Genomic DNA, 23,418 nt, shown 5'->3' on the forward strand with positions numbered 1-23,418 from the left:
CAGGAAAAACGCTTGATGAACGAGATGAAGAAGATGCCCACCGGCACCGATCCGGATGCGATCGTCGCGTGCACGGTGGCGGGGGAGGCGGTGGCAATGTCCTTCGCGCAGCAGCAGCTCTGGTTCCTGCAGAACCTCGAGCCGCGGCTCACGGCCTACAACCTTCCGCGTGTGTTCCGCCTGACGGGCCCGCTGAACGACGACGCGCTGGAGCGCGCGTTCCAGGCGCTGGTCGAACGCCATGCGGTGTTGCGCACGCGCTTCTTCAGCCGCGACGGCGCGGCCATGCAACAGGTGCAGGACCACGCGCCCTTTCAGATCGAGCGCGTGGACCTGAGGGCCGAGGCGCCCGCGTCGCGCGAAGCCAGGCTCGACGATGCCGTGCGGCGCACGGTGTCGCATGTCTTCGATCTCGGCGTGGCACCCGTGCTCGTGGCCCGGTTGGTGCGGCTCGGCGAGCAGGAGCACGTGCTGGCGATCTGCCTGCACCACATCGCTTCCGATGCCTGGTCGAATCCGATCCTGGCCAGGGACCTGGCCGAGGCCTACGGTGCCGCGCTGCGTGCGCCGGGCGCGGTGCGGCTGCCGGCCCTGCCGCTGCAGTACGCGGACTATGCGCAGTGGCAGCGCGACCGCGAAGCCGGCGGCGGCATGCAGCGCGACCTGGACCACTGGAATGCGCACCTGGGCACCGAGGTGCCCGCGCTCGACCTGCCGACCGATCACGCGCGCCCCGAGCGCCTGGGCTTCGAAGGCGCGGTGACGCATTTCGACCTCGATGGTCCGTTGTGCGAGGCGCTGCTGAAGCTCTGCCGCGCCGAGCGCAGCACGCCGTTCGTGGTGCTGTTCGCCGCGTGGCAGGTGCTGCTGGCGCGCTACAGCGGCCAGTACGACTTTGCCGTGGGCGTGCCTTCGGCGGGGCGGCATCGCGAGGAACTGCACGGCCTGATGGGGTTCTTTGTCACGACGCAGGTTTTTCGTGCGCGCCTGACGCCGCGAATGCCGTTGCGTGACGTCTGCCGCCAGGTGCGCGCCGACGTGCTGGCCGCGCTGGCCCACGCCGACCTGCCGTTCGACGTATTGCTCGCGAGCCGGAACGACCGCCGGGAAGCGGGCCGAAGCCCGTTGTTCCAGGTCATGTTCGGCCTCCAGATGGACGATGGCAGCCGGGGGCCGACGTTCGAGGGGCTCGATGTCGAACCCGTGATGGCGCCGCATCGCAGCGCGAAATTCGAGTTGTCGCTCGACGTGACCATTGCGGACGGCCGCGTGGCGGGTCGGCTCGAATACAACACGGCGCTGTACGACAGCGAAACCATCGAGCGCCTGTCGCGCGCCTATGTCGAGGTGCTGCGGCAGATGGCGGCCGACATCGAGTGCCCGAGCGGCAACTTCACGCTGTCGGATGCGTCGGACCTGCGGCGCCTGGCGCAATGGGAGGGTGGCGCGCGCCAGCGCCACGATGTCGAGCCCATCCATCGCCTGTTCGAACGCCAGGCCGCCGCGCGGCCCGGTGCCGCGGCGCTGGGTTTCGAGGGCCGGACGCTGGACTATGTCGAGCTGAACGCGCGCGCCAACCGGTTGGCGCATCACCTGGTCCGCTGCGGCGTGAAGCCCGAGACGCGGGTCGGCATTGCCGTGGAGCGTTCGGCCGAGATGGTGGTCGGGCTGCTCGCGATCCTGAAGGCCGGCGGCGCCTACGTGCCGCTCGACCCCGACTATCCGCGCGACCGCCTGGCCTACATGGTCGAGGACAGCGGCATCGCGCTGCTGCTCACGCAGAGCTTCGTGCAGGAAAAAATTCCCGTGGGCGAGAGCCTGCGGGTGCTCGCGCTGGACACGCTGGACCTCTCCGGCGAACCCGCCCATGACCCCGGTGTCGGCGTCGACCCCGGGAGCCTGGCCTATGTGATCTACACCTCGGGCTCGACCGGGCGGCCCAAGGGCGCGCAGCTGAGTCATCGCAACGTGACGCGCCTGCTCGCCGCCACCGACGGATGGTTCGGTTTCGGGCCCGACGACGTGTGGACGATGTTCCACTCCTATGCCTTCGACTTCTCGGTGTGGGAGATTTTCGGTGCGCTGTGCACCGGCGGCAAGCTGGTGGTGGTTCCGTTCTGGGTCAGCCGTTCGCCGGAAGACTTCCTGTCGCTGCTGCGCACGGAGCGCGTGACGGTGCTCAACCAGACCCCTTCGGCGTTCGGACAGCTCACGCGCCTGCCCGCGCTGGCCGAGGGCGGCCTGGCGCTGCGCTGCGTGATCTTCGGCGGCGAGGCGCTGGAGCCCGAGACCCTGAGGTCGTGGATGGACCGTTTCGGCGACGAAACGCCCAGGCTGGTCAACATGTACGGCATTACCGAGACAACGGTTCACGTCACGTACCGCCCCATCACGCGAAGAGACCTCGACGGGGGGCGCAGCCCCATCGGCGTGCCGATTCCGGACCTGGGCCTGCGGGTGCTGGACGGCGAACTGAACACCGCGCCGATCGGCGTGCCGGGCGAGCTGTATGTCGCGGGCGAAGGGCTCGCGCGCGGCTACCTGGGGCGCGCGGCGCTGACTTCGGAGCGATTCGTTGCCGACCCGTTCGACGTGCGCGGCGGCCGCCTGTACCGCACCGGCGACCTGGCGCGCTGGAACGGCAAGGGCCAGCTGGAGTACCTGGGGCGCATCGATCACCAGGTGAAGGTGCGGGGGTTCCGCATCGAGCTGGGAGAGATCGAGGCGCAACTGCTGGCCCAGCCGGAAGTGCGCGAGGCGATCGTGGTGGCAAAGGACGGCCCCGGCGGTGCCTGGCTGGCCGGCTACGTGTCGGCGAAGCCCGGGCAGGCCCTGGAGGTTGCGGGCCTGCGCGAACGCCTGGCCCGGCAGTTGCCTGAGTACATGGTGCCCAGCGTCATCGTCGAGCTGCAGGCCCTGCCGCTGAATGCCAACGGCAAGGTCGACCGCAAGGCGCTGCCGGCGCCGGAGTTCGTGGCGAGCGCCGCGTACGAGGCTCCGCAAGGCGCGTTCGAGGAAGCCCTGTCGGCCATCTGGGCGCAGGTGCTCGGCGTGGAGCGGGTGGGGCGCAACGACAATTTCTTCGAGCTGGGCGGCCATTCGCTGATGGCGCTCGGCCTGCTCGAGCGCATCCGCGAGCAGGGCTGGACGGTGCAGGTCCGCACGCTGTTCCAGTGGCCGCAGTTCGCGCGCTTTGCGCAGGCCGTGGAGCAGGAGCAACTGCAGGCTCGGCGCGAAGTGGTCGTGCCGCCCAACGGCATTCCCGAAGGCTGCGAGGCCCTCCGGCCCGAGATGGTCACGCTCATGGCGCTCGATGCCCCGCAGCTGCGGCGCATCGAAGCGTCTGTGCCCGGTGGCGCGGCCAACATCCAGGACATCTATCCGCTGGTGCCGTTGCAGGAAGGGATGCTCTTTCACCATCTGCTGCAGACCGAGGGCGATGCGTATGTCACTTCGAGCGCGCTGGGCTTCGACAGCCGCGAGCGGCTGGAGCAGTTCGTGGAGAACTTCAATGAGGTGATTGCCCGGCACGACATCCTGCGAACCGCCGTGCTGTGGGAAGAGCTGGCCGAACCGGTGCAGGTCGTGTGCCGGCAGGCGCGGATACAGCTGCGGTGGCTCGACGACGTCGCGCCGCCAGAAGGCACTGCGGCTTCGTTGGATGCCGCGCAGCGGCTGGCGTTTCACGCAGCCCCCGGCCGCTACCGCATCGACGTGCGGCAGGCACCGATGATCCATGCCGTCGCGGTGCACGACACCGCGCGGCAGCGCTGGCTCCTGCAACTGCTCAACCACCACCTGGTGGACGACAACACCACGCTGAAGCTGGTGGTTGAAGAAATCGCGCTCATCCAGCAGGGCCGGCGCGACGAGCTGCCGGTGCCGGTGCCGTTCCGCCGGTTCGTGGCGCAAGCCAGGCTGGGCATGAGCCGGGCCGAGCACGAAGCCTTTTTCGGAAAGCTGCTGGGCGACGTGGAGGAGACCACGGCACCGTTCGGCCTGCTCGACGTGCAGGGCGACGGCTCGCTGGCCGAAAGCGTGCGGCAGCCGCTGGAGCCGGCGCTCGCCTTGCAGGTTCGGCAGCAGGCGCAGCGCCACGGCGTGAGCGCCGCAACGCTTTTTCACCTGGCGTGGGCACTGGTGGTGGCACGAACCACGGGCCGCGACGACGTCGTGTTCGGCACCGTGCTGTTCGGCCGCATGCAGGGCGGTGAGCGGGCACTGGGCCTGTTCATCAACACGCTGCCGCTGCGCGTGCGGCTGGGGGCGCAGACCGTCGAGGAGTGCCTGCGGCAGACGCATGCGGCGCTCAGCGGGCTGCTGCATCACGAGCATGCCAGCCTCTCGCTGGCGCAGCGCTGCAGCGGGCTCTCCGGCGGCGCGCCGTTGTTTACCGCGCTGCTCAACTGCCGCCATGCCACGCAGAGCCGTAGCGAACCGTCGGACGCATGGGCCGGCGTCGAGATGGTCGGCAGCCGCGAGCGCAGCAACTACCCGCTCGCGATGTCGGTGGACGACATGGGCGAGGGGTTTGACATCGGCGCGCAAGTGACGGCCACGGTCGGCGCGCGGCGCGTCTGCGGGTTCATGCAGGAGGCCGTGCGTGCGTTGGTGACGGCGCTGGCGGCGCGCCCGTCGCAGCGCATGTCCGAACTCGACGTGATGACCGGCGACGAGAAAGCGCTGTTGCACCAGTGGGGCGTGAACCCCGCCGGCGCGCTGGAAGAAGCCGGCGCGGCCGGCAATGCACAGACCGTCATCGGTGCCTTCGAGCACCGTGCACGGACCCAGCCCGATGCCGTGGCGCTGCTCTTCGGCGAGCAGGTGCTGGGCTACCGTGAACTGAACGAGCGGGCCAACAGGTTGTCGCACCGGTTGATCGCGCTGGGTGTGCGGCCCGAGACCAAGGTCGGGGTCGCCGTGGAGCGCTCGGTCGAGATGATGGTCGGGTTGCTTGCGATCCTGAAGGCGGGCGCCGCCTATGTGCCGCTGGACCCGGAGTACCCCGAACAGCGGCTGGCCTACATGCTCGAGGACAGCGGCGTTGCGCTGCTGCTGACGCAAGGCCGCATGCGCGCGCGCGTGCCCGGCAGCGAAGGCTTGACGGTGCTGGAGATCGACACGCTGGACGTCGGCGGCGAGCCCGGCCACGACCCGCGCGTGCCGCTGCATGCCGAGAACCTGGCCTACGTGATCTACACCTCCGGCTCGACCGGCAAGCCCAAGGGCGCGGCGGTGCGCCACGGTGCCCTGTACAGCTGCATGCGCTGGATGCAGGACACCTACCACCTCACCGAGGCCGACACGGTGCTGCACAAGGCGCCGTTCGGCTTCGACGTGTCCGTGTGGGAGATGTTCTGGCCGCTCACCGCCGGGGTGCGGCTGGTGGTCGCCCGGCCGGACGATCACCGCGACCCGGCCCGGTTGGTGGAGCTGATCCAGCGTCACCAGGTCACGACGCTGAACTTCGTGCCTTCGATGCTGCAGGCCTTTCTGGCGCACGACGGCATCGAGGCCAGCACGCGGCTGCGCCACATCATCTGCGGCGGCGAGGCCATGCCCGCGGCCACCCAGAAAGAAGCGTTGGAGCGCTTGCACGGCGCGGGCCTGCAGAACCTGTACGGCCCGACCGAGACGACCATCCACGTCACGCACTGGGCCTGCCGCAACGACGGGCAGAACCAGGTGCCGATCGGCCGGCCGATCTCGCAGACGCAGACCTACGTGCTGGACGCAGGGCTGAACCTTGTTCCGCAGGGCGTGGCCGGCGAGCTGTACCTGGGCGGCATCAGCCTGGCGCGGGGCTACTTGAACCGGCCGGGCCTGACGGCCGAGCGCTTCGTCGCCGATCCGTTCGATGCGCAGGGCGGGCGCCTCTACCGCACCGGGGACCTGGTGCGCTGGAGCGCGGAAGGGCAGATCGAATACCTGGGCCGCATCGACCACCAGGTGAAGATCCGCGGCCTTCGGATCGAACTGGGCGAGGTCGAGGCGCAATTGCTGGCCCAGCCCGGTGTTCGCGAGACCGTGGTCGTGGCGCGGCAGGGGCACGGGCAGGGCGTTACACGGCTCGTGGGCTACGTCGGCAGTGGCGATGCCATCGACATCGCGCAGCTCAGGGCGGCGCTGGGCCGGGTGCTGCCTGACTACATGGTGCCCGCCGCCATCGTGGTGATGGAGAAGTTGCCGCTGAATGCCAACGGCAAGATCGACCGCAAGGCGCTCCCCGAGCCGGAGCTTGCGGGCGCGGCGGATGCGTACGAGGCGGCTGAAGGCGATGTCGAGGCGGCGCTGGCGCGCTGCTGGAGCGACGTGCTGGGCGTGGCGCGCGTGGGCCGCAACGACAACTTCTTCGAACTCGGCGGCGATTCCATCCTCAGCCTGCAGATCGTGGTGCGCATGCGCAAGGCGGGCTGGCGCATCACGCCGCGGCAACTGTTCGAGCGGCAGACCGTGGCGCAGCTGGCGGCGGTGGCGGAAACGCTGCAGGATGCGCCGCGCCGCCTGGCCAGCCAGCTCGACGGCGAGGTGCCGCTGCTGCCGATCCAGGCCGACTTCCTGGGCAAGGGCCTGCCCGTGCCCAGCCACTGGAACCAGGCCATCCTGCTGCAGCCTCGCCGCAGGATCGACCTGTCGGTCCTGCGCCGCGCATTGGAAGCCGTGGTGGCGCAACACGATGCCTTCAGGCTGCGCTTCACGCCGGGCACCAGCGGCGAATGGACCCAGCGCTACGAAGACATCGCGGCGAACCAGTTGCAGGAGCTGCTGTGGGTGCGCAAGGCAAGGGACGGCGCGCAGGTTGAGGCGCTGTGCGACGAGGCCCAGCGCAGCCTGGACATCGAGCGCGGCGCGCTGTTGCGCGCACTGGCGATCGAGGTCGAGGACGGCAGCCAGCGGCTGCTGCTGGCCATCAACCACCTGGCGATCGACGGCGTGTCGTGGCGCATCCTGCTCGAAGACCTCGGCACCGCGTACGAAGCCGCCGCGCAGGGCCCCGCCATCGTGCTGCCCGAGAAGACAAGCAGCTACAAGGACTGGGCGCTCGCATTGCAGGGGCATGCAACGCAGTTGCAATCCGACGCCGCCGAGCTGGCGCATTGGCAGGCGCTGGCGGACGTTCCGTCGGCGCTGCCTTGCGACCGCCCGCACGGCGCGGCCACCGTGGCCGAGCAGGCCGAAGTCGAGATGCGGCTGGACCGCGCCACGACCGACGCCCTGCTGAGGGACGCACCCGCCGCGTACCGCACGCAGGTCAACGACATCCTGCTGACGGCGCTCGGCCGCGCGCTGTGCGCGTGGAGCGGGCAGTCGCGCGTTCTCGTCGATCTCGAAGGGCATGGGCGCGAAGACCTGTTCGAAGGCATCGACCTGACGCGCACGGTGGGCTGGTTCACCAGCGCGTATCCCGTGGCCCTGGCACCGCTGGGCGAGCCGGGAGAAGCGCTCAAGCGGGTGAAGGAAAGCCTGCGCGGCATTCCGGGCAAGGGACTGGGCTTCGGCCTGTTGCGCCAGCGCGATGCATCGCGCATGGCGGCGTTGCCCAAGGCGCAGGTGGTCTTCAACTACCTGGGACAGTTCGACGGCGAATTCGACGCGCAGGCCCCATGGGCCCCGGCCGCCGAGGGCATGGGCGTGACGGTGAATGCGGGCGCGCCGCTCGGGCACGAGTTCCTGGTCAACGGCCAGGTGTATGCCGGCGAGCTGGCCTTGCGCGTGATGTACAGCAAGGCACGCCATGACGCGGCCAACGTGCGGCAATGGGTCGAGGCGTTCAAGCGGGAACTGCAGGCGCTCGTCGCGCACTGCACCGGTGGCCGTGCAGAGGCGCAAGGCGTGACGCCCAGCGACTTTCCACTGGTGGCGTCGATGCCGATGCCGGCGCTGGACGCGCTGGTGTCGCGCCTGCCCGTCGCGGCATCGGAGATCGAGAACATCTACCCGCTCACGCCGGGCCAGCAGGGCATGCTTGTCGAATGCACGATCGCGCCGGCCACCGAGGTGAACGTCGTGCAGACGCTGGTGCAGATGCAGGACCTCGATCTTGCGAAGCTGCGCGCGGCCTGGCAGGCCACGGTGGCGCGGCATGCGGTGCTGCGGACCGGCTTCCATTGGCTGCCCGATGCCGAGCCGCTCCAGGTGGTGCTCCGGCAGGCGGAAGCGGCCATCGAATCGCTCGACTGGCGCGGCCGTCACGCCGACGAAGCCAGCCTGGAGGCTGCGTGGGAGGCGCTGTGCGAGAAGGAGCGCGTACGCGGCTTCGACATGGCGTGCCCGCCGCTGGCGCGTTGGACCGTGGTGCGGGTGGACGAGCAGGCCTACCGCCTGGCGTGGACATGGCATCACGCCCTGTTCGACGGCTGGAGCGGTTCCCGCGTGACGGGCGAGCTGTTCGCGTTCTATGCGGGCGAGCGCGTGTCGTCGGCCCTGCAGCCCTATGCGGACTTCGTCGGCGCCGTGCGTGCCGCCCGCCATGCGGGCCCCGCCGAGGCCGCCTACTGGCGCGACCGCTACGAAGACATCGGCCGCGCACCGACGCTCTTGTCCGATGTTCCGATGCAGCGGTGGTCGCGCCATGGATGCAGCAGCACCAAGGCAAGGCTCGGCGCAGGCACGGTGCGGGCGTTGCGTGCAATGGCCCAGGCCGAGCAGGTGACCATGAACACCGTGATGCAGGCCGCCTGGAGCCTGCTGCTGATGCAATGCACGGGTCGCGCGCAAGCCTGCTTCGGCGTGACCATGTCGGGTCGTTCGCTGGAGATGCGCGGCATCGACGATGTGGTTGGCCTGTGCATGAACAGCTTGCCGCTGATGCTCCGCCCCGAGCCTGCACTGGGCGTGGGCGCGTGGCTGAGGCAGATCGTGTCGGCCAACCTCGAACTGCGCCAGCGCGAGCATGCGTCGCTGCCGGCGATCCAGGGGGGGCTTGGCCGGCCGGGGCAGCCGCTGTACGACACGCTGATGATCTTCGAGAACTACCCTGTGGACGAAGCGGTGGCGCGCGGCGCGGGCGCCGGGCTGGGCATTCGTGCCTCATCGGACCGCGGGATCCTTGGCGTGCCGCTGCTGCTGATTGTCGAGACCAAGGGCGACGAACTGTTGCTGACGCTGGAGTACGCGCGCGATGTATTCGACGCCGACGGCATGGTTGCGCTGGCCGGGCGGATGCGCGACGCCGTCGATGCGCTGCTCGAAGGCGTGGGCGGCACGGTGGCCTCGCTGCGGCGGGCAATGCCTTCAGCTCGCATCGAGGTCTTGAAGTCTTCTGTGTCCGCCATTGCCAACCCGGTTGCTAACTCGGCCGTGTCCGTGAACGCGGAAGCGGGCGTGCCGCTGGTGTCGATGCGCGAGCTTTGGCAGGGCTTGCTCGGCGCGCCTGGGTTGCCCGGTCTCCCCGCGCCGTTGCCGCGCGAAGCGAACTTCTTCGAACTGGGTGGCGATTCGCTGCTCGCCGCGCGCCTCGTGCTGCAATGGAACGAGCAGGCCGCGCGGATGGCGCTTCCTGTGCGGAAGATGCGGCTCGCCGATGTGTTCGAGCATCCCGTGATGGGAGCGCTGGCTACGGCACTTCACGCTTGAACGCCGGGGCGCCCATGAAAAAGCGCCCGTTGCCGAGATGGCAACGGGCGCTTTTTCTTTTACGCCGATGCTGGCGAGATCAGAACTGGCGCAATCAGAACTGGTATTTGGCGGTGGCGACCAGCGTCCGCTCGTTGCCGGCGTAGTAGTTGTTGTACGCGCGCGAAGCGGTGTACTTGCGGTTGGCCAGGTTGGTCGCGGTCAGCGCGAAGCGCCATGGGCCGGTCTTGTAGTGCACCGTGGCGTCGAGCAGCGCAACGCCGCCTTCCGACGAGGTGTTGGTCACGTCGTTGAAGCGCTTGCCGATGTAGCGCACGCCGCCGCCGAAGCCGAAGCCGTTGTTCATGGTGTAGTCGAGCCACACCGAGGCCGAGTGCTTGGGCACCTGGATCGGCATGTTGCCGATTTCATTCGTGTTGGCGCTGGACAGCACCTTCATGTCGAGGAATGTGTAGGCGGCCGTGAGGTTCAGGTTGCGCGCTAGCTCGGCCTTGGCTTCGAGCTCGAGGCCGCGTGAACGGATGCGGCCGATCTGGCGGGCCTCGAACGTGTCCTGGTTGTAGGTGACGACGTTCGATTTGCGCAGATCGAACACGGCGGCCGTGACCATGGTGCGCGAGCCTTCGGGCTGGTACTTGAGGCCGGCTTCGACCTGCTTGCCGCGGCTCGGCTGGAAGGGCTGGCTGTTGGCGTCGGCACCGCTGTTCGGCATGAACGATTCGGCATAGCTGATGTACGGGGCGAAGCCGTTGCCGATCAGGTAGCTCAGGCCCGCTCGGCCGCTGAACTTGTCGTCGGACTGCGCCGTGCGGCTGCTGTCCAGGCGGTTGAAGCTGCGCGACTTGACGTGATCCTGGCGGCCACTCAGCGTGATGACCCAGCGCTTGTCGATCTTGATCTGGTCTTGCGCATAGACGCCGATCTGCTCGCTGGTCTGCGTGTAGTTGGAGTCGGGGTTGAAAGGCTCGGGCACCGGCTGGCCGTTGATGGGGAAGCGCAGGTCGAGACCCGGCGCGGGGCCAGAGAACTGCTTGGCCGTGTAGCGCGAGCGGGTCCAGTCGACACCGAAGAGCAGCGTGTGCTCGACGATGCCCGAGCGCACGCGGCCCTGCAGCTGTGCGTCGGACGTCCATTGGTTGACGCGCTCAGGCGCAAAGCGGGCCGTGCGCGACAGCGTGTAGTTGTCCGGATCGAGCGTCGTGACCATGTGGTGCTTGTCGGTGTCGAAACCGAAATAGCGCATGTTCTGGCGCACCGTCCAGTCGTCGTTGATGTGGTGCTCGAACAGGTAGCCGATCGACGCCTGCCGTTGCTTGATGCGGCTGTACTTCGGCTCGCCCTGCAGGAGGCCGGTGTTGCGGCCCTGCAGGTCGGTCACGTAGAAGATGTCGTCGCCGGCCTTGCTGTCGAGGAATTCTCCGAGCAGCGTGAACGATGTGGAGGCCGAGGGCTGCCAGCGAAGGGAAGGCGCCAGGTAGTGGCGCTTGGCTTCCACCGGCGCACCGTTCGCGTAGCGCTGCTGCGAGTTGCTGTCGAGTTCGACGCCCACCAGGCGGTAGCTCAGCGTGTCGTTGATGGCGCCGCCCAGGTCGACGGCCACCTGCTTGCGCTGGAAGCTGCCGTACTGGACTTCGATTTCACGGACCGGCGTATCGCTCGGCATCTTGCTCACGCGGTTGACGATGCCGCCGGCGTCGCCCTGGCCGAAGGTCACGGACGAGGGGCCGCGCAGCACTTCGACGCGCTCGACGCCGTAGGGCTCGGTCAACGAATAGGCGGGCAGCACGAGGCCGTCGCGGTACATGGCGTTGCCCGCCGTGGCGTCGAAACCGCGGATCAGCAGCCAGTCGATGCCGCGCGGGTCATAGCCCCAGTTGCTGACGGTGACGCCCGGCGTGTAGCGCACGGCTTCCATGATGTTCTGAACGCCGCGCGCCTCGAGCTCCTCACGCCCGATCACGGAGACGGACTGGGGCGTTTCGATCAGTGGCGTGTCTGTCTTCGTGGCCGTGGCGCTGCGCCGTGCCACATAGCCCTGGACCGGGCCGGTGGCGGTTTCGGGCTGTTCGCCACTCACCGTGACCACCGGCAGGGTGCTGGATGCGGCCGGAGCCTCCGGCGTGCGGGCAGTCTGGGCTGGTGCCGCAAGGCTCCAGAAGGCGGCGGCGGTGCCGAAGGCTGTCGCGAGCGACGTGCTGAGCAGGCGTTGCCGCGGCAAGGAAAGAGGACGCATGAAGGAATGTCTCCCAAGGATTGATTGGTGATCCACCTTCATTTTAATGAGAATGGTTCTTATTCTCCGAGAAAATGAAGCATTTTGTTGCGAGGCGACAACGAGGCCGGTGCGCTCAGAGGTGAGGGGCCAGCAGGGCCAGGCCCTGGTGCATGGCGGGGAAGAGGCTGCGGTTGAAGTTGTTCCAGCGCAGCTCGAGAATCGAATCGTCAGGCCCGATGTCGGTGCCGAGCACATCGAAGATGACCTCGCCCGAATCGATGCCGTTGTCGACGTAGTGCAGCGACGCGCCGGTCTTGACGACCGGCTTCGTGGCCACTGTGGCCATGCGCTGCCAGTCGACCACCTTCTCGCCTCGCGCGCCGTGCAGCGCATCGAGCGTGGCATAGGCGCCGCGTCGCTGGAACGGCGACTCGAGGCGCGTGATGCCCGGATGGATGTTGACGATCCTGCGGCAGAAGCGGGCGCCGGGCCGCACCAGTTCATCGAGGATGACCAGCAGCCCGTCGAGCACCACCGCGTCGGCGCGCAATGTGAGCAGCTTGTCGAGCAGCGCGCGTTCGAAGGCGCTCTTGCCCGCCACGCGCTCGGCCGAATCCATCGGCAGGCGCCGGTACGACGAGGGCACCGAATGCAGCATGTCTTTCAGCAGCCGGCCTTGCGCGCGCAGTTCGCCGGGAAAGATCCACTTGCGCTCAGGGTGCCATGCAAAGCCGTAGTCGGCCAGCGCGGCCTGGTCGCGCGGCGATTGAGGGTCGTCGTCGTAGACGATGCCTTCGAGCGAATAGGCGTCGCCCAGCGGCGTGGTGTCGAGGGCCTCGGCGAGGTACTCGAGCGGCGACTTCATGTAGCGCGGTTCGCCCTTGTAGTCGATGTTCTGGCCCGCCTTGTCGGCGGCGGCATTTCTCAGCGAGAGGACGTAGACAAGCTTGGCTTTGGGCATGGAAGTGAGGGTGTCGGCGTGGGATGAATGGTTCGGGTCTCCGAGGGAGACGAAATGCCCGGCAATCTGTTCACCCGCCGCTGGGCTCTCCGACCTCGGCCGCGTCCTCGTCTTCACCGTTGCGGTCGTCGTCATGGCCGCGGCGATGCTGCGGTGCCAATGGGCAGGCGCTGCAATAGTCTTCGCCCGGCAGCAGGTGGTACAGGCAGCACTGCCGGTGCAGCTTCATTGCAACGGTGCGGCCTTCGTGCTGCCAAGGCACTTCGCGCTGGCGCCCGTGCAAAGGGTTGATGCCGCCAGGGGCGTCCGGCCAGGCGGCGGCATGCAGCAGGTGGGCCTGGTCTTGCGCGATGGTGGCCGAGCCGCCGGTCAGCAGCAGGCCCTGCGCGAGGATGGGCTCGAGGCGGCGCGCCAGGTTGCCCCAGAGAATCTTGGGCGCCAGCCGGGTGAGCCGTGTGAGTTCGGCGAAAAGCGGTGCGAGGTGGTGCCACACCAAGGGCCCATAGCGCTGCGACGTCGTTGCGCCATGCCGTGGTTCACCGAGCTCGATGACGTGGAAGCTGACCGCATCGCCGTTGCCGTCGAACCGCACCCAGACCTGCCCGGCCGAGACCGGAAACACGTGCTGCAGCACGCTCGCTCCCGCCACCACGGGCGGCAGCAGCACGTCGAGGTATCGAAGGCTCCACACGGAAGCGACAGCCCGCGGGTCGGCGTCGGCATCGCCCCGAAACCGCGCGTGCCGGCGCAGCATCTCGCGAAGGCGCGACCCGGGCTGCAGCAGGTCGGCCAGGCGCACGGCGTCGGCCGGAGGGTCCTGCGCGCACTGGAGCCCTTCGCCGAGCGGCGCCAGTTCGCCCCGGAAGATGGGCGCCAGCAGCGGGATCATGGGCCGGCTCGCAAGAGCGCAGCGAGGCGTCGCTCAGGGTGCATGCCTCCAAGACGCGCGAGCGGCCCGCATGTTCACCGGACACGCATGGGAGGGCCCGCGCCGGCATCGCCATGAACATCGGCAGGGCCCGGTCGTCTATGCAAGGAGCGGCATCGCGCCGCATGAACGCAATCGCCCCGGCGGGCGGAAAGATTCCTTGCATGACATCTCCAAGTGACAGCGGTGGCAGCGGTGGCAGCGGCGCTGGCAATGGCGCGGAAGTCGCGCGCCTGCTGAAACCCTTTCTTCCGTGGATCGTGCTGTCCATGGTCACGGGCGTCGGCGCGGGCGTGGCGACCGTCGCGCTGTTGCGCACCATCAACCAGGTGCTGAACCAGCAGGGCAGCATGGCCGGCGGGCTGCTGCTGACCTTCATTGCGCTGTGCCTGATCGCGCTGTTCGGCCGCATGGCGTCCGACGTGTCGACCAATTTTGTCGGGCAGAAGCTGGTGGCCCAGGTTCGCAAGAGCCTGGCGGAGAAGATTCTTTCGGCCCCCATCGATGCACTGGAGCGCTACCGCACGCACCGGCTCATGCCGGTGCTGTCGCAAGACGTGGACATGATCAGCGACGCCGCCTTCGTGCTGTCGACCACGCTCATCGCGGTGGCTGTCGCGCTGGGCTGCCTGGCGTACCTGGCCTGGCTTTCGCTGCCGCTTTTCTGCCTGCTGCTGGTGGCGCTCGTCATCGGTGCCTCTTTCCAGATCGTGGCCCAGAACCGCGCCAACATCGGCTTCTGGAAGGCGCGCGAGCATGAAGACCAGCTGCACAAGGCCTACCGCGCGATCAGCGAAGGCGCAAAGGAACTGCGCATGCACCGTGAGCGCCGCGTCGGCATGTTCGACGGGCAGATAGAGCGCATCGTCGACAGCATCCGTACCGTGAACAGCCGCGCCATCAACACCTTCGTGATGGCCACGTCGTTCGGTTCGGCGCTGTTCTTCCTGCTGATCGCGTTGATCCTCGGGTGGGCCGCATTCCGCACCACCGAGCCCGTGGTGCTGAGCGGCTTCGTGCTGGTGCTGCTGTTCCTGCGCGGGCCCATCGACCAGATTGCAGGCGCGCTGCCGCACATGGGCCGCGCCAAGGTGGCCTTCCTGCGCATTGCGGACCTGTCGGCGCGTTTTGCCAGCCCCGAGCCGCACCTGCACCTGGAGCGCGCGGGCGGCCCGCAGACCCTGTCCGATGGCATCGGCATGCATGGCGTGCGCTATGCCTTCGACGCACCCGACGGTGGCGAGCCCTTCGTGCTCGGGCCCATCGACCTGCAACTGCGCCGCGGCGAGATGGTGTTCGTGGTGGGCGACAACGGCTCCGGCAAGACCACGCTCATCAAGCTGCTGCTGGGCCTGTACGCGCCGCAGCAGGGCGAGGTGCTGCGCGACGGCGCCGTGGTCACGCCCGAATTTCGCGATGACTACCGGCAGCTGTTCACCACGGTGTTCTCCGATTTCTACTTGTTCGAGAACCTCGTCGCGAACGAAAAAGGCGAAGAGGGTGCGCACGCGCTGCCGCAAGCCGCGCTGCCTTACCTGCAGCGCCTGGAGATCGCCCACAAGGTGAGCATCAAGGACGGCTCGTTCAGCACGGTCGACCTGTCGACCGGACAGCGCAAGCGCCTGGCGCTGGTGCATGCCTACCTCGAGGGCCGGCCGGTGCTGGTGTTCGACGAATGGGCCGCCGACCAGGACCCGACCTTCCGCCATCTCTTCTACACGGAACTGCTTCCCGAGTTGCGTGCGCGGGGCCACCTGCTGGTGGTGATCTCGCACGACGACCGCTACTTCCACCTGGCCGACCGCGTGATCACCATGAAGGCCGGACGCATCGACGAAGACCGGGCACGCGCGCCGCAGGGCCTTGCCGCCTGAGAGGGCGCCAGCCCGCACGCATCCAACACACAGAGCACAGAGGAGTTGACACTCATGCAGCACATCCATGACCTGATCGGGATCGGCTTCGGCCCGTCGAACGTCGCGCTGGCCATCGCGCTCGACGAGAAACGGCACGGCGCAAAGCCGCTGGACGCCCTGTTCATCGAGCGCCAGCCCAGCTTTGCCTGGCATCCGCACATGCTGCTCGACCAGGCGCACATGCAGATCTCGTTCCTGAAAGACCTGGCGACGCTGCGCAACCCCACCAGCCGCTTCACTTTCGTGAACTACCTGCACGAGAAGGGACGGCTGACGGACTTCATCAACCTGAAGAGCTTCTTTCCGAGCCGGCACGAGTTCAACGACTACCTGGGCTGGGCCGCGGGCCAGTTCGAAGACGCCTGCCGCTACGGCGAAGAGGTGTTCGAGGTGCTGCCCGAGAAGCAGGGCGGCGAGGTGTCGCTGCTGCGCGTGCGCTCGCGCGATGCCGGCGGCCGCGTGCAGGAGCGGCTGGCGCGCAACCTGGTCGTGAGCATCGGCGGCGTGCCCAACATTCCCGAGGGGTTCAAGTCGCTGCGCGACGATGCACGCGTTTTCCATTCGAGCAGCTACCTGAAGGACATGGCGCGGCATCCGCAGGCACGCAGGGTGGCCATCGTCGGCGCGGGCCAGAGCGCGGCGGAAATATTCATGGACCTGCAAGGGCGCCCGGGTGCGCCACAGGTCGACCTGATCATGCGGGCGCGCTCCATACGCCCGTCGGACGATAGCCCGTTCGTCAACGAAGTCTTCAACGCCGACTTCACCGACTACATGTTCAGCCGCGACAGCGACGAGCGCGCAGCGCTGCTCGACGAGTTCTCGCAGACCAACTACGCCGTGGCCGACCTCGACCTGATCCAGCAGATCTACAAGGTCTTCTACGACCAGAAGGTGACGCGCGGCACCCGCCTGCGCATGCTGCGCCAGCACGACGTGCGCTCGGTGCGCGCCGCTTCCGATGGCGTTCACCTGACGCTGCTCGACCGCGACGTGCAGCGCGAAAGCTCGGTGCGCTACGACGCCGTGGTGCTGGCCACCGGCTATGCACGCGACCAACACAAAGACCTGCTGCTGCCGCTCGCACCGTACCTCGGCGACTACGACGTCGACCGCTACTACCGCCTGAAGTGCGCGCCCGATTTTCACCCTGGCATCTACCTGCAGGGCGCCTGCGAAGACAGCCATGGCCTGAGCGACACGCTGCTCTCGGTGACCTCGGTGCGCACCGGGGAAATCGGCAACGCACTGCTGGCCGCCGCGCAACCGCGCGCGCGCAACGCCGTGCGCGACGAATCCCAGGCGGTCCGCGTCTAGCCGGCCCCGAGCGAGGCGGCCGACGATGGCGATGGCCAACAGGACCCCCGTGTGCACAGAGACGGCCGTCGACACCGCGTGGGCGCTTTTCTGCCAGCTGCACGACGCGCCTTCGCGCGACCATGCCGACCAGCTGATTCACTGGCTGGGCGAAGACCCCCGCCACGTGCGCGCATTCGACGAGGCGCTCACGCTGTGGGCGCTGGCCGGTGCAGCCATGGTCAAGCCCGTGCTCGAAGAAGTGCGGCGCAGCGGCCCTGACCTGCAATAGATGCATGGACGGCGAGCCAGCTTTTTATGAACCTTCCACTGAATCCCGTGAACAACAACTTTCCATTTCGCGTCTCCGCGTGGGGCCGATGCATGGCGGCCGTCGCGCTTTCCTGTGCCGTCCTGGGTTCTGCTCCGGCATGGGCGCGGCGCGAGGCGCCGGCCACCGCCATCGAGATTCGCCGCACCGCCGATGGCATTCCCCACGTGCGCGCCAACAGCTGGCGCGGGCTGGGCATCGGTGTGGGGCAGGCGCAGGCCGAAGACGCGCTGTGCACGCTGGCCGATGCCTTCGTGACCTACAGCGGGCAGCGCTCGCTGTACTTCGGTGCTGAAGCCAAGCCAGGCACACGCTCGACCTTCGGCCAACCCGTCAATCTCGATCTCGACTTTTTCTTCAAGGCCTTCGCGGGCGACGACGCGGTCGAGGCCCTGAAGCGCGAGCAGCCGGCCGATCTCAACGAGTTGATCGCCGGCTACGCGGAGGGCTACAACCGTCACGTGCGCGCGCTCCATGCGCAGCAAACCGGCAAGGAAGCGGCGCATGCCTGCGCCGACGCGCCGTGGGTGCGAACCATCGGCCCCGAAGACATCTACCGGCGAATGATTGCCGCCGGCCTGGCGGGCGGCTACACGCACTTCGTCTCCGAGATCGTGAACGCGAAACCCGCGGCGGCTGCATCGCCCGCGCCGGCGGACAAGCTCTCGCTGTCGTCGCGGCTCGACATTCCCGTGGGCGACGCGCGCGGCATCGGCAGCAACGTGCTGGCGTTCGGCCAGGCGGCGGCCGGCGAGCGCGGCGGCAGCGTGCTGTTCGGCAACCCGCACTGGTACTGGGGCGGGCCCGACCGCTTCTACCAGGCGCACCTTACGCTGCCGGGCAAGCTCGACGTGGCGGGCGTGTCCTTCCTCGGCATCCCGGTCATCATGATCGGCTTCAACAACGACGTGGCCTGGAGCCACACGGTGTCCGCCGCGCGGCGCTTCGGTCTGTTCGACCTGACGCTGGACCCGGCCGACCCCACGCGCTACCTGGTCGACGGCCGCTCCGAGCCCATGCAGGCTCGAACGCTGGCCGTGGCGGTGCGCCGGCCCGACGGCACGCCGGACCTGGTGCGCCGCACGCTCTACCGCACGCGCTTCGGACCGGTGGTCGATCTTGGCGCGCGCCACCCCGCGCTCGGCTGGAGCGCAGGCAAGGCGCTGGCGATGCGCGACATCAATGCCGACAACCCGCGCATCTTTCGCAACTTCTTCCGCTGGGACCAGGCGCGTTCGCTCGACGAATTCATCGGCATCCAGCGGGAAGAAGCGGCCATGCCCTGGGTCAACACCGCGGCCATCGGGCGCGGCGACGGCCGGGCCTGGTACGCGGACATCGGCGCGGCGCCGGGCGTGCCCGACGACCTGCGCACGGCCTGCGCCACGCCGCTGTCGAAGGCCTTTGCCACCTTCGATGCCGACACGCCCGTGCTCGACGGCAGCCGCTCGGCCTGCGAATGGCAGTCCGCCAAGAATGCGGTGCAGCCCGGCACCATGGCTGTAGACCGCATGCCCAGCCTGCTGCGCGAGGACTACGTCGCCAACATGAACGACAGCTACTGGCTCGCGAATCCGGCGCAGCCGTTGACGGGCTTCGCATCGATCCTCGGCGGCGAGAAAGAGGCGCTGTCGATGCGGGGACGCGAAGGGCACCGCATCGCGGGCGAACTCGCAGCATCGGGCGCGACTTCCGCCAGGGAACTGGCGCAACGGGTCATGCACAAGACGCTGGAGTCCCGCTCCTACACCGCGGACCGGTTCAAGGTGGCGCTGCTCGATGGCGCCTGCGTGGCAGGCCAGGTCGAACTGGCAGCCGAAGATGCCGCGTCGAAGGCGCGGACGGTCGACATCCGCCAGGCCTGCGAAGTGCTGCGGCGCTGGCCGAACCGGGGCGATGCCAACGACCGGGGCGCACTGCTCTGGGACGCCTTCTGGACACGCGTGCAGAAGATTCCCGCCAAGGAGCTCTACACGCAGCCGTTCTCGGCAGCGTCGCCTTTGCAGACACCGTCGGGCATCAACGCCGCCGATCCGCGCGCGGCGCGTGCGCTGGCCGGTGCCGTCGAGGACATGGCGCGCAAGCAGTGGCCGCTGGACACGCCGCTCGGCGAACGCCGCTTCACCCGCAGCGAGGGGCGCCAGGTCCCGCTGTTCGGCGGCTGCGATGCCGAAGGCTATTTCACCGTGGCCTGCGCCAACGAGGGCGACTACACCATGGGCAACCGCTCGCACGGCAATACCTACCTGCAGGTCGTGTACTTCGACAAGCGCGGCGTGCAGGCGCGCACGCTGCTTGCCCATGGCGAGCGCGAAACCGCGGTGACCGGCGGCGAGGGCCTGGCTCCCGTGGCGCGCTATGCCAAAAAGGACTGGCTGCGCTTTCCGTTCCGCGAAGAAGACATCGCGCGCGATCCGCAACTGCGGCGCGTGACCGTTCGTCCCTGAGAGGTTGCAAGACGGCGCCGGGCCGGCGCAGCGGCTTGACCCGCCCGCAAGGCGGGTGATAGCCTGCCGCGCCTTTCCCGGCCCTTCCTCGCCCTCACAGAACGGACAACATGAAGAACCACGACCACCGCTCCACATCCTCCGTCGCCCGCGCACACGCACACGCACCCCACCGGATGCGTTCCGCATGCCACGGCGTGCTGCTCGCCTGCGCGCTGCTGGCCGGCGGCAACGCCATGGCCCAGAAGCCGCACCAGGGCGTGCTCGACGCGGCCACGCAAAGCAAGGATGACGCGCTCAAGATGCTGGAGCGCATGGTCAACATCGACTCGGGGTCGGCCAGCACGGAAGGCCTGACGAAGGTGCGCGAGATGGCGGTCGAGGAACTGCGCAAGCTCGGCGCGCGCATCGAGACCTTTCCGGCCGAGCCGCACCCCGGCACCAACGTGGTCGCCACGCTGACGGGCCAGGGCAAGAAGAAGATTTTGATCCTGGCGCACATCGACACCGTGTTCAAGGAAGGCACGGCCGCGGCCAAGCCCTTCTACATCAAGGACGGCCGTGCCTACGGCCCCGGCGTGATGGACAACAAGGGCGGCGTGGTGGCCGGCCTGTATGCGCTGAAGATATTGCAGCAGACCGGCTTCAAGGACTACGGGCAGATCACCTTCCTGATCGACACCAACGAGGAAGTCGGCTCGGTCGGCACCAGCGCGCTGATCGAGCGCGTCGCCAAGCAGCACGACGTGGCGCTCAACCTGGAGCCGGGCCGTCCCGCCGATGGCCTGGTGGTCGAGCGCAAGGGCTCGGCCACCGCGCTGCTCGAGGTGAAGGGCCTGGCCGCGCACGCGGGCGTGGCGCCCGAGGCCGGGCGCAATGCAGCCATGGAAGTGGCGCACCAGGTGCTGCAGCTTTCGAAGACCGCCGACCCGGTGAAGAAGACCACGGTCAACTTCACCGTGCTCACGGCCAACGGCCCCACCAACGTGATTCCGGCCGTTGCCAGCGCCAAGGCCGACGTGCGCGTGACCACGCCCGAGGAGTTCGATCGCGTCGAGAAAGACATGGTGCGCATCGCGCAGAACAAGCTCATTCCCGAGACCGAAGTGCGCGTGCGGCTGAGCCGGGGCCTGCCGCCCATGCCGCGCCTGCCTTCGTCGGAAAAGCTGGTGAAGATGGCCGAGGGCATCTACGCCGAGATCGGCAAGAAGCTCACCATCGAGAGCAGTGGCGGCGCGGCCGATGCCAGCCTGGTGGCGGGTGTCGGCGTACCGGTGCTCGACGGCTTCGGCATCGTGGGCGGCGGCATCCACACGCCGGAAGAGTACGCGGAGGTAGAGAGCGTGGTGCCGCGTCTCTACCTGTTGTCGCGCATGCTGATGGACCTTTCGGCGAACTGATCTGCCAGTTCGCGAAAGGCCGGTTGTGCCTCAGCCGCGCTTGGGAATCGTGAGGCCGGCCGTTACCGCCGGCCGCGCCACGAATGCCTCGAGCACGCGCGCCACGTTCTTGAAATCCTTGAAGCCGACCAGCTCGCCCGCTTCGTAGAAGCCGATCAGGTTGCGAACCCACGGGAACGTGGCGATGTCGGCGATGGTGTAGCTGTCGCCCATGATCCACGCGCGGTCGGCCAGGTGCTTGTCGAGCACGCCGAGCAGGCGCTTCGATTCATTGACGTAGCGGTTGCGTGGGCGCTTGTCTTCGTAGTCCTTGCCGGCGAACTTGTTGAAGAAGCCGAGCTGGCCGAACATCGGGCCGATGCCGCCCATCTGGAACATCACCCACTGGATGGTCTGGTAGCGGCCGGCGGCGTCTTGCGGAATGAACTTGCCCGTCTTCTCGGCAAGGTAGAGAAGAATCGCACCCGACTCGAACAGCGCCAGCGGCTTGCCGCCTGGACCGTTCGGGTCGAGCACCGCCGGGATCTTGTTGTTCGGGTTGAGCGACAAGAACTCCGGCGACATCTGGTCGTTGGTCTCGAAGCTGACAAGGTGCGGCTCGTAGGGCAGGCCGGTCTCTTCCAGCATGATCGACACCTTCACGCCGTTGGGCGTGGGCAGCGAATACAGCTGCAGCCGGTCGGGGTGCTGCGCGGGCCATTTTTTGGTGATGGGGAAGCTCGAGAGATCGGTCATTGGGTCCGTTCCTTTTCCTGAAATTAATGGCGGCACGAGCGCCGGATTCTGCCCGTGTCAGGCTGCCGGCGTGCGCGCTTGGCCTTGCAGCCGCGGCAGCACGTCGCGCCCGAGTTCATTGATCACGTCCATCGCCGGCCGCGGCCCGCGCAGCAGGTTCAGCAGCACGTGGCTCACGCCGGCGTCTTCCATGCGGTCCAGGTAGGCGATGAGCGCATCGCGGCCCGTGCGCAAACCCAGTTCGATGGGCTCGGCCGGCGCATCGGCGCGCTCCAGCAGATCGAGCTGCAGCGACTGCACGAACGGCTTCGGCTCGCTGCCCGCGCGCTCGCGCAAAGCCGTTTGCCACAGCCCGATGCGCCCCTGCTGGCGTGCTTCGTCGCGGTGGTAGGTGGCCCACCCGTCCGAATGCGTGGCCGTCCACTGCAGCGACTGCCGCGCCGACCCCACCACCAGCATGCCGATGCGCGAAGAGGGCGGCGCCATCAGGTCGTAGCCGCCCGTGGCGTCATGCAGCAAGGCACGCTCGGCCGGCTCCGGCGAGAGGGCCGAGCGCACGATGTTCCACCGTTCGCGAAAGGTCTCGGCCCGCATCGCGATGTCTTCCTTGAAGATCGCGAATTCCGCTTCGCGGTCCCCCGAGCCCAGGCCCAGGATGAAGCGGTCTTGCGACAGGCGGTTCAACGACAGCGCGGCCTTGGCCACATGCAGCGGATGGCGCAGCGGCAGCACCGCGGCGGCCGTGCCAAGCGCGATCTGCTGCGTCGATGCCGCGAGGGTGGCGAGCCAGATGAACGGCTCGTCGAGCACCGAGATTTCTTCGCCCTGCGGCACCATGACCGGCACGTCGCGCGTCCACAGCGCCGCAAAGCCGAGCGCATCGGCAAGCTGCGCGGCGCGGCGTTCGTGTTCGAGGTCGGCCATGGCGGCATTGGCGCGGGTGGCTCGGGTGGTGGGCGTCATCAGGCCCAGGGTAAGGCGGCCGGCGAGCAGCGTCTGCCGGTAGGCGCGGTTGAACTCTGTCATGGGCGCAAATGATCGCATCGATCGCTTTCCACGTTTCGTCGTGGGGCGAAGCGTTCCATGCCAAAGCCTTCCAGACTCGGGGCTCATCCACACGTTCCTGAAGACAGGCAAGCAACCAACCATGCACAGCGACAGCACCGAAGCGGACATCCGCCACATCTACGAACAATGGCACCAGACAGTGGTGGCACGCGACATCGACGGCCTGATGGCGCTGTATGCCGAAGACGCGATTCTCGAAACGCCGCTGATTCTTGCGGCGATGCCTTCAAGTACCGTGGGCATGCTGGAAGGCAAGGCAGCGATCCACGCGTTCTTCGCAGCGGGCCTGCGCAAGTTGCCGGGTGAGCTGGGGCGCTGGTATCGCACGGGCACGTTCTTTTCGAACGGACGGCAACTGACCTGGGAGTACCCGCGGGATACGCCGCAGGGCAACCAGATCGATCTGGTCGAGGTGATGGACGTTGCCGATGGGCTCATTGCGCACCACCGTGTTTACTGGGGGTGGACCGGGTTTCAGTCGTTGCTTGGTATTCGGTCGCTTGCGATGTCTTAGGGGTTGTCGTTTCGTTCATTCGGGGCGACGC

The 23,418-nt window shown here is 68.0% G+C and carries 12 protein-coding genes; 7 read left to right on the forward strand and 5 right to left on the reverse strand.

Going from position 1 to position 23,418, the window contains the following annotated elements; genetic code table 11:
* Positions 1-15 precede the first annotated feature (15 nt).
* Positions 16-9,576 carry a non-ribosomal peptide synthetase gene (locus DBV14_RS11330; RefSeq protein WP_260396971.1) on the forward strand — a complete coding sequence of 3,187 codons (9,561 nt, stop codon included), beginning with the start codon at positions 16-18 and terminating at the stop codon, positions 9,574-9,576.
* Positions 9,577-9,670: 94 nt separating this feature from the next.
* Here DBV14_RS11330 and DBV14_RS11335 read toward each other — a convergent pair whose 3' ends face one another.
* From DBV14_RS11335 to fhuF, 3 genes are all read right to left on the reverse strand, one after another.
* Positions 9,671-11,809 carry a TonB-dependent siderophore receptor gene (locus DBV14_RS11335; RefSeq protein ID WP_185545997.1) on the reverse strand — a complete coding sequence of 713 codons (2,139 nt, stop codon included), beginning with the start codon at positions 11,807-11,809 and terminating at the stop codon, positions 9,671-9,673.
* A gap of 115 nt (positions 11,810-11,924) precedes the next feature.
* A complete protein-coding gene (locus DBV14_RS11340) occupies positions 11,925-12,752 on the reverse strand; it encodes a N(5)-hydroxyornithine transformylase PvdF (RefSeq protein ID WP_124459286.1) in 828 nt (275 codons plus the stop codon).
* Between the two features lie 70 nt (positions 12,753-12,822).
* Entirely contained in the window at positions 12,823-13,641 is an 819-nt protein-coding gene (gene fhuF / locus DBV14_RS11345) for a siderophore-iron reductase FhuF (protein ID WP_124459287.1), read from the reverse strand.
* Between the two features lie 203 nt (positions 13,642-13,844).
* Here fhuF and DBV14_RS11350 point away from each other — a divergent pair, with 203 nt between their 5' ends.
* The 5 genes from DBV14_RS11350 (at position 13,845) to DBV14_RS11370 (ending at position 21,070) form a co-directional block, all read left to right on the forward strand.
* Positions 13,845-15,554, forward strand: coding sequence for a cyclic peptide export ABC transporter (locus DBV14_RS11350; RefSeq protein WP_124459288.1), 1,710 nt, complete (start codon positions 13,845-13,847; stop codon positions 15,552-15,554).
* Positions 15,555-15,608: 54 nt separating this feature from the next.
* Positions 15,609-16,913, forward strand: coding sequence for a lysine N(6)-hydroxylase/L-ornithine N(5)-oxygenase family protein (locus tag DBV14_RS11355; protein WP_124459289.1), 1,305 nt, complete (start codon positions 15,609-15,611; stop codon positions 16,911-16,913).
* A 49-nt stretch (positions 16,914-16,962) separates the two neighbouring features.
* Entirely contained in the window at positions 16,963-17,184 is a 222-nt protein-coding gene (locus tag DBV14_RS11360; protein WP_260396972.1) for a hypothetical protein, read from the forward strand.
* Positions 17,185-17,231: 47 nt separating this feature from the next.
* Complete coding sequence (locus DBV14_RS11365; RefSeq protein ID WP_260396973.1) at positions 17,232-19,670, forward strand: penicillin acylase family protein; 2,439 nt, start codon at positions 17,232-17,234, stop codon at positions 19,668-19,670.
* A 176-nt stretch (positions 19,671-19,846) separates the two neighbouring features.
* Positions 19,847-21,070, forward strand: a complete 1,224-nt coding sequence (locus tag DBV14_RS11370; RefSeq protein ID WP_124459291.1) for a M20/M25/M40 family metallo-hydrolase — start codon at positions 19,847-19,849, stop codon at positions 21,068-21,070.
* A 30-nt stretch (positions 21,071-21,100) separates the two neighbouring features.
* On the opposite strand, the gene DBV14_RS11375 is transcribed toward DBV14_RS11370, so the two are convergent.
* Together DBV14_RS11375 and DBV14_RS11380 are read right to left on the reverse strand one after the other, a co-directional pair.
* The gene (locus DBV14_RS11375; RefSeq protein ID WP_124459292.1) at positions 21,101-21,805 is read right to left on the reverse strand and encodes a glutathione S-transferase N-terminal domain-containing protein; all 705 of its coding nucleotides are present in this window, start codon (positions 21,803-21,805) and stop codon (positions 21,101-21,103) included.
* A 57-nt stretch (positions 21,806-21,862) separates the two neighbouring features.
* Positions 21,863-22,831 (reverse strand): TIGR03571 family LLM class oxidoreductase, encoded by a 969-nt coding sequence (locus DBV14_RS11380; RefSeq protein WP_124459293.1) that lies wholly within the window; start codon positions 22,829-22,831, stop codon positions 21,863-21,865.
* Positions 22,832-22,952: 121 nt separating this feature from the next.
* Here DBV14_RS11380 and DBV14_RS11385 point away from each other — a divergent pair, with 121 nt between their 5' ends.
* A complete protein-coding gene (locus tag DBV14_RS11385; RefSeq protein WP_124459294.1) occupies positions 22,953-23,387 on the forward strand; it encodes a nuclear transport factor 2 family protein in 435 nt (144 codons plus the stop codon).
* The last annotated feature ends 31 nt before the right edge of the window (positions 23,388-23,418 follow it).

It is taken from the genome of Variovorax sp. KBW07 (assembly GCF_003852515.1).
In the GTDB taxonomy this organism is placed as follows: domain Bacteria; phylum Pseudomonadota; class Gammaproteobacteria; order Burkholderiales; family Burkholderiaceae_C; genus Variovorax.

What these genes read in the sequence shown, in the direction of transcription:
- DBV14_RS11330 (WP_260396971.1), top strand. Translation starts at nt 16, where the DNA reads ATGAACGAGATGAAGAAGATGCCCACCGGCACCGATCCGGATGCGATC.
- DBV14_RS11335 (WP_185545997.1), bottom strand. Translation starts at nt 11,809, where the DNA reads ATGCGTCCTCTTTCCTTGCCGCGGCAACGCCTGCTCAGCACGTCGCTC.
- DBV14_RS11340 (WP_124459286.1), bottom strand. Translation starts at nt 12,752, where the DNA reads ATGCCCAAAGCCAAGCTTGTCTACGTCCTCTCGCTGAGAAATGCCGCC.
- fhuF (WP_124459287.1), bottom strand. Translation starts at nt 13,641, where the DNA reads ATGATCCCGCTGCTGGCGCCCATCTTCCGGGGCGAACTGGCGCCGCTC.
- DBV14_RS11350 (WP_124459288.1), top strand. Translation starts at nt 13,845, where the DNA reads ATGACATCTCCAAGTGACAGCGGTGGCAGCGGTGGCAGCGGCGCTGGC.
- DBV14_RS11355 (WP_124459289.1), top strand. Translation starts at nt 15,609, where the DNA reads ATGCAGCACATCCATGACCTGATCGGGATCGGCTTCGGCCCGTCGAAC.
- DBV14_RS11370 (WP_124459291.1), top strand. Translation starts at nt 19,847, where the DNA reads ATGCGTTCCGCATGCCACGGCGTGCTGCTCGCCTGCGCGCTGCTGGCC.
- DBV14_RS11375 (WP_124459292.1), bottom strand. Translation starts at nt 21,805, where the DNA reads ATGACCGATCTCTCGAGCTTCCCCATCACCAAAAAATGGCCCGCGCAG.
- DBV14_RS11380 (WP_124459293.1), bottom strand. Translation starts at nt 22,831, where the DNA reads ATGACAGAGTTCAACCGCGCCTACCGGCAGACGCTGCTCGCCGGCCGC.
- DBV14_RS11385 (WP_124459294.1), top strand. Translation starts at nt 22,953, where the DNA reads ATGCACAGCGACAGCACCGAAGCGGACATCCGCCACATCTACGAACAA.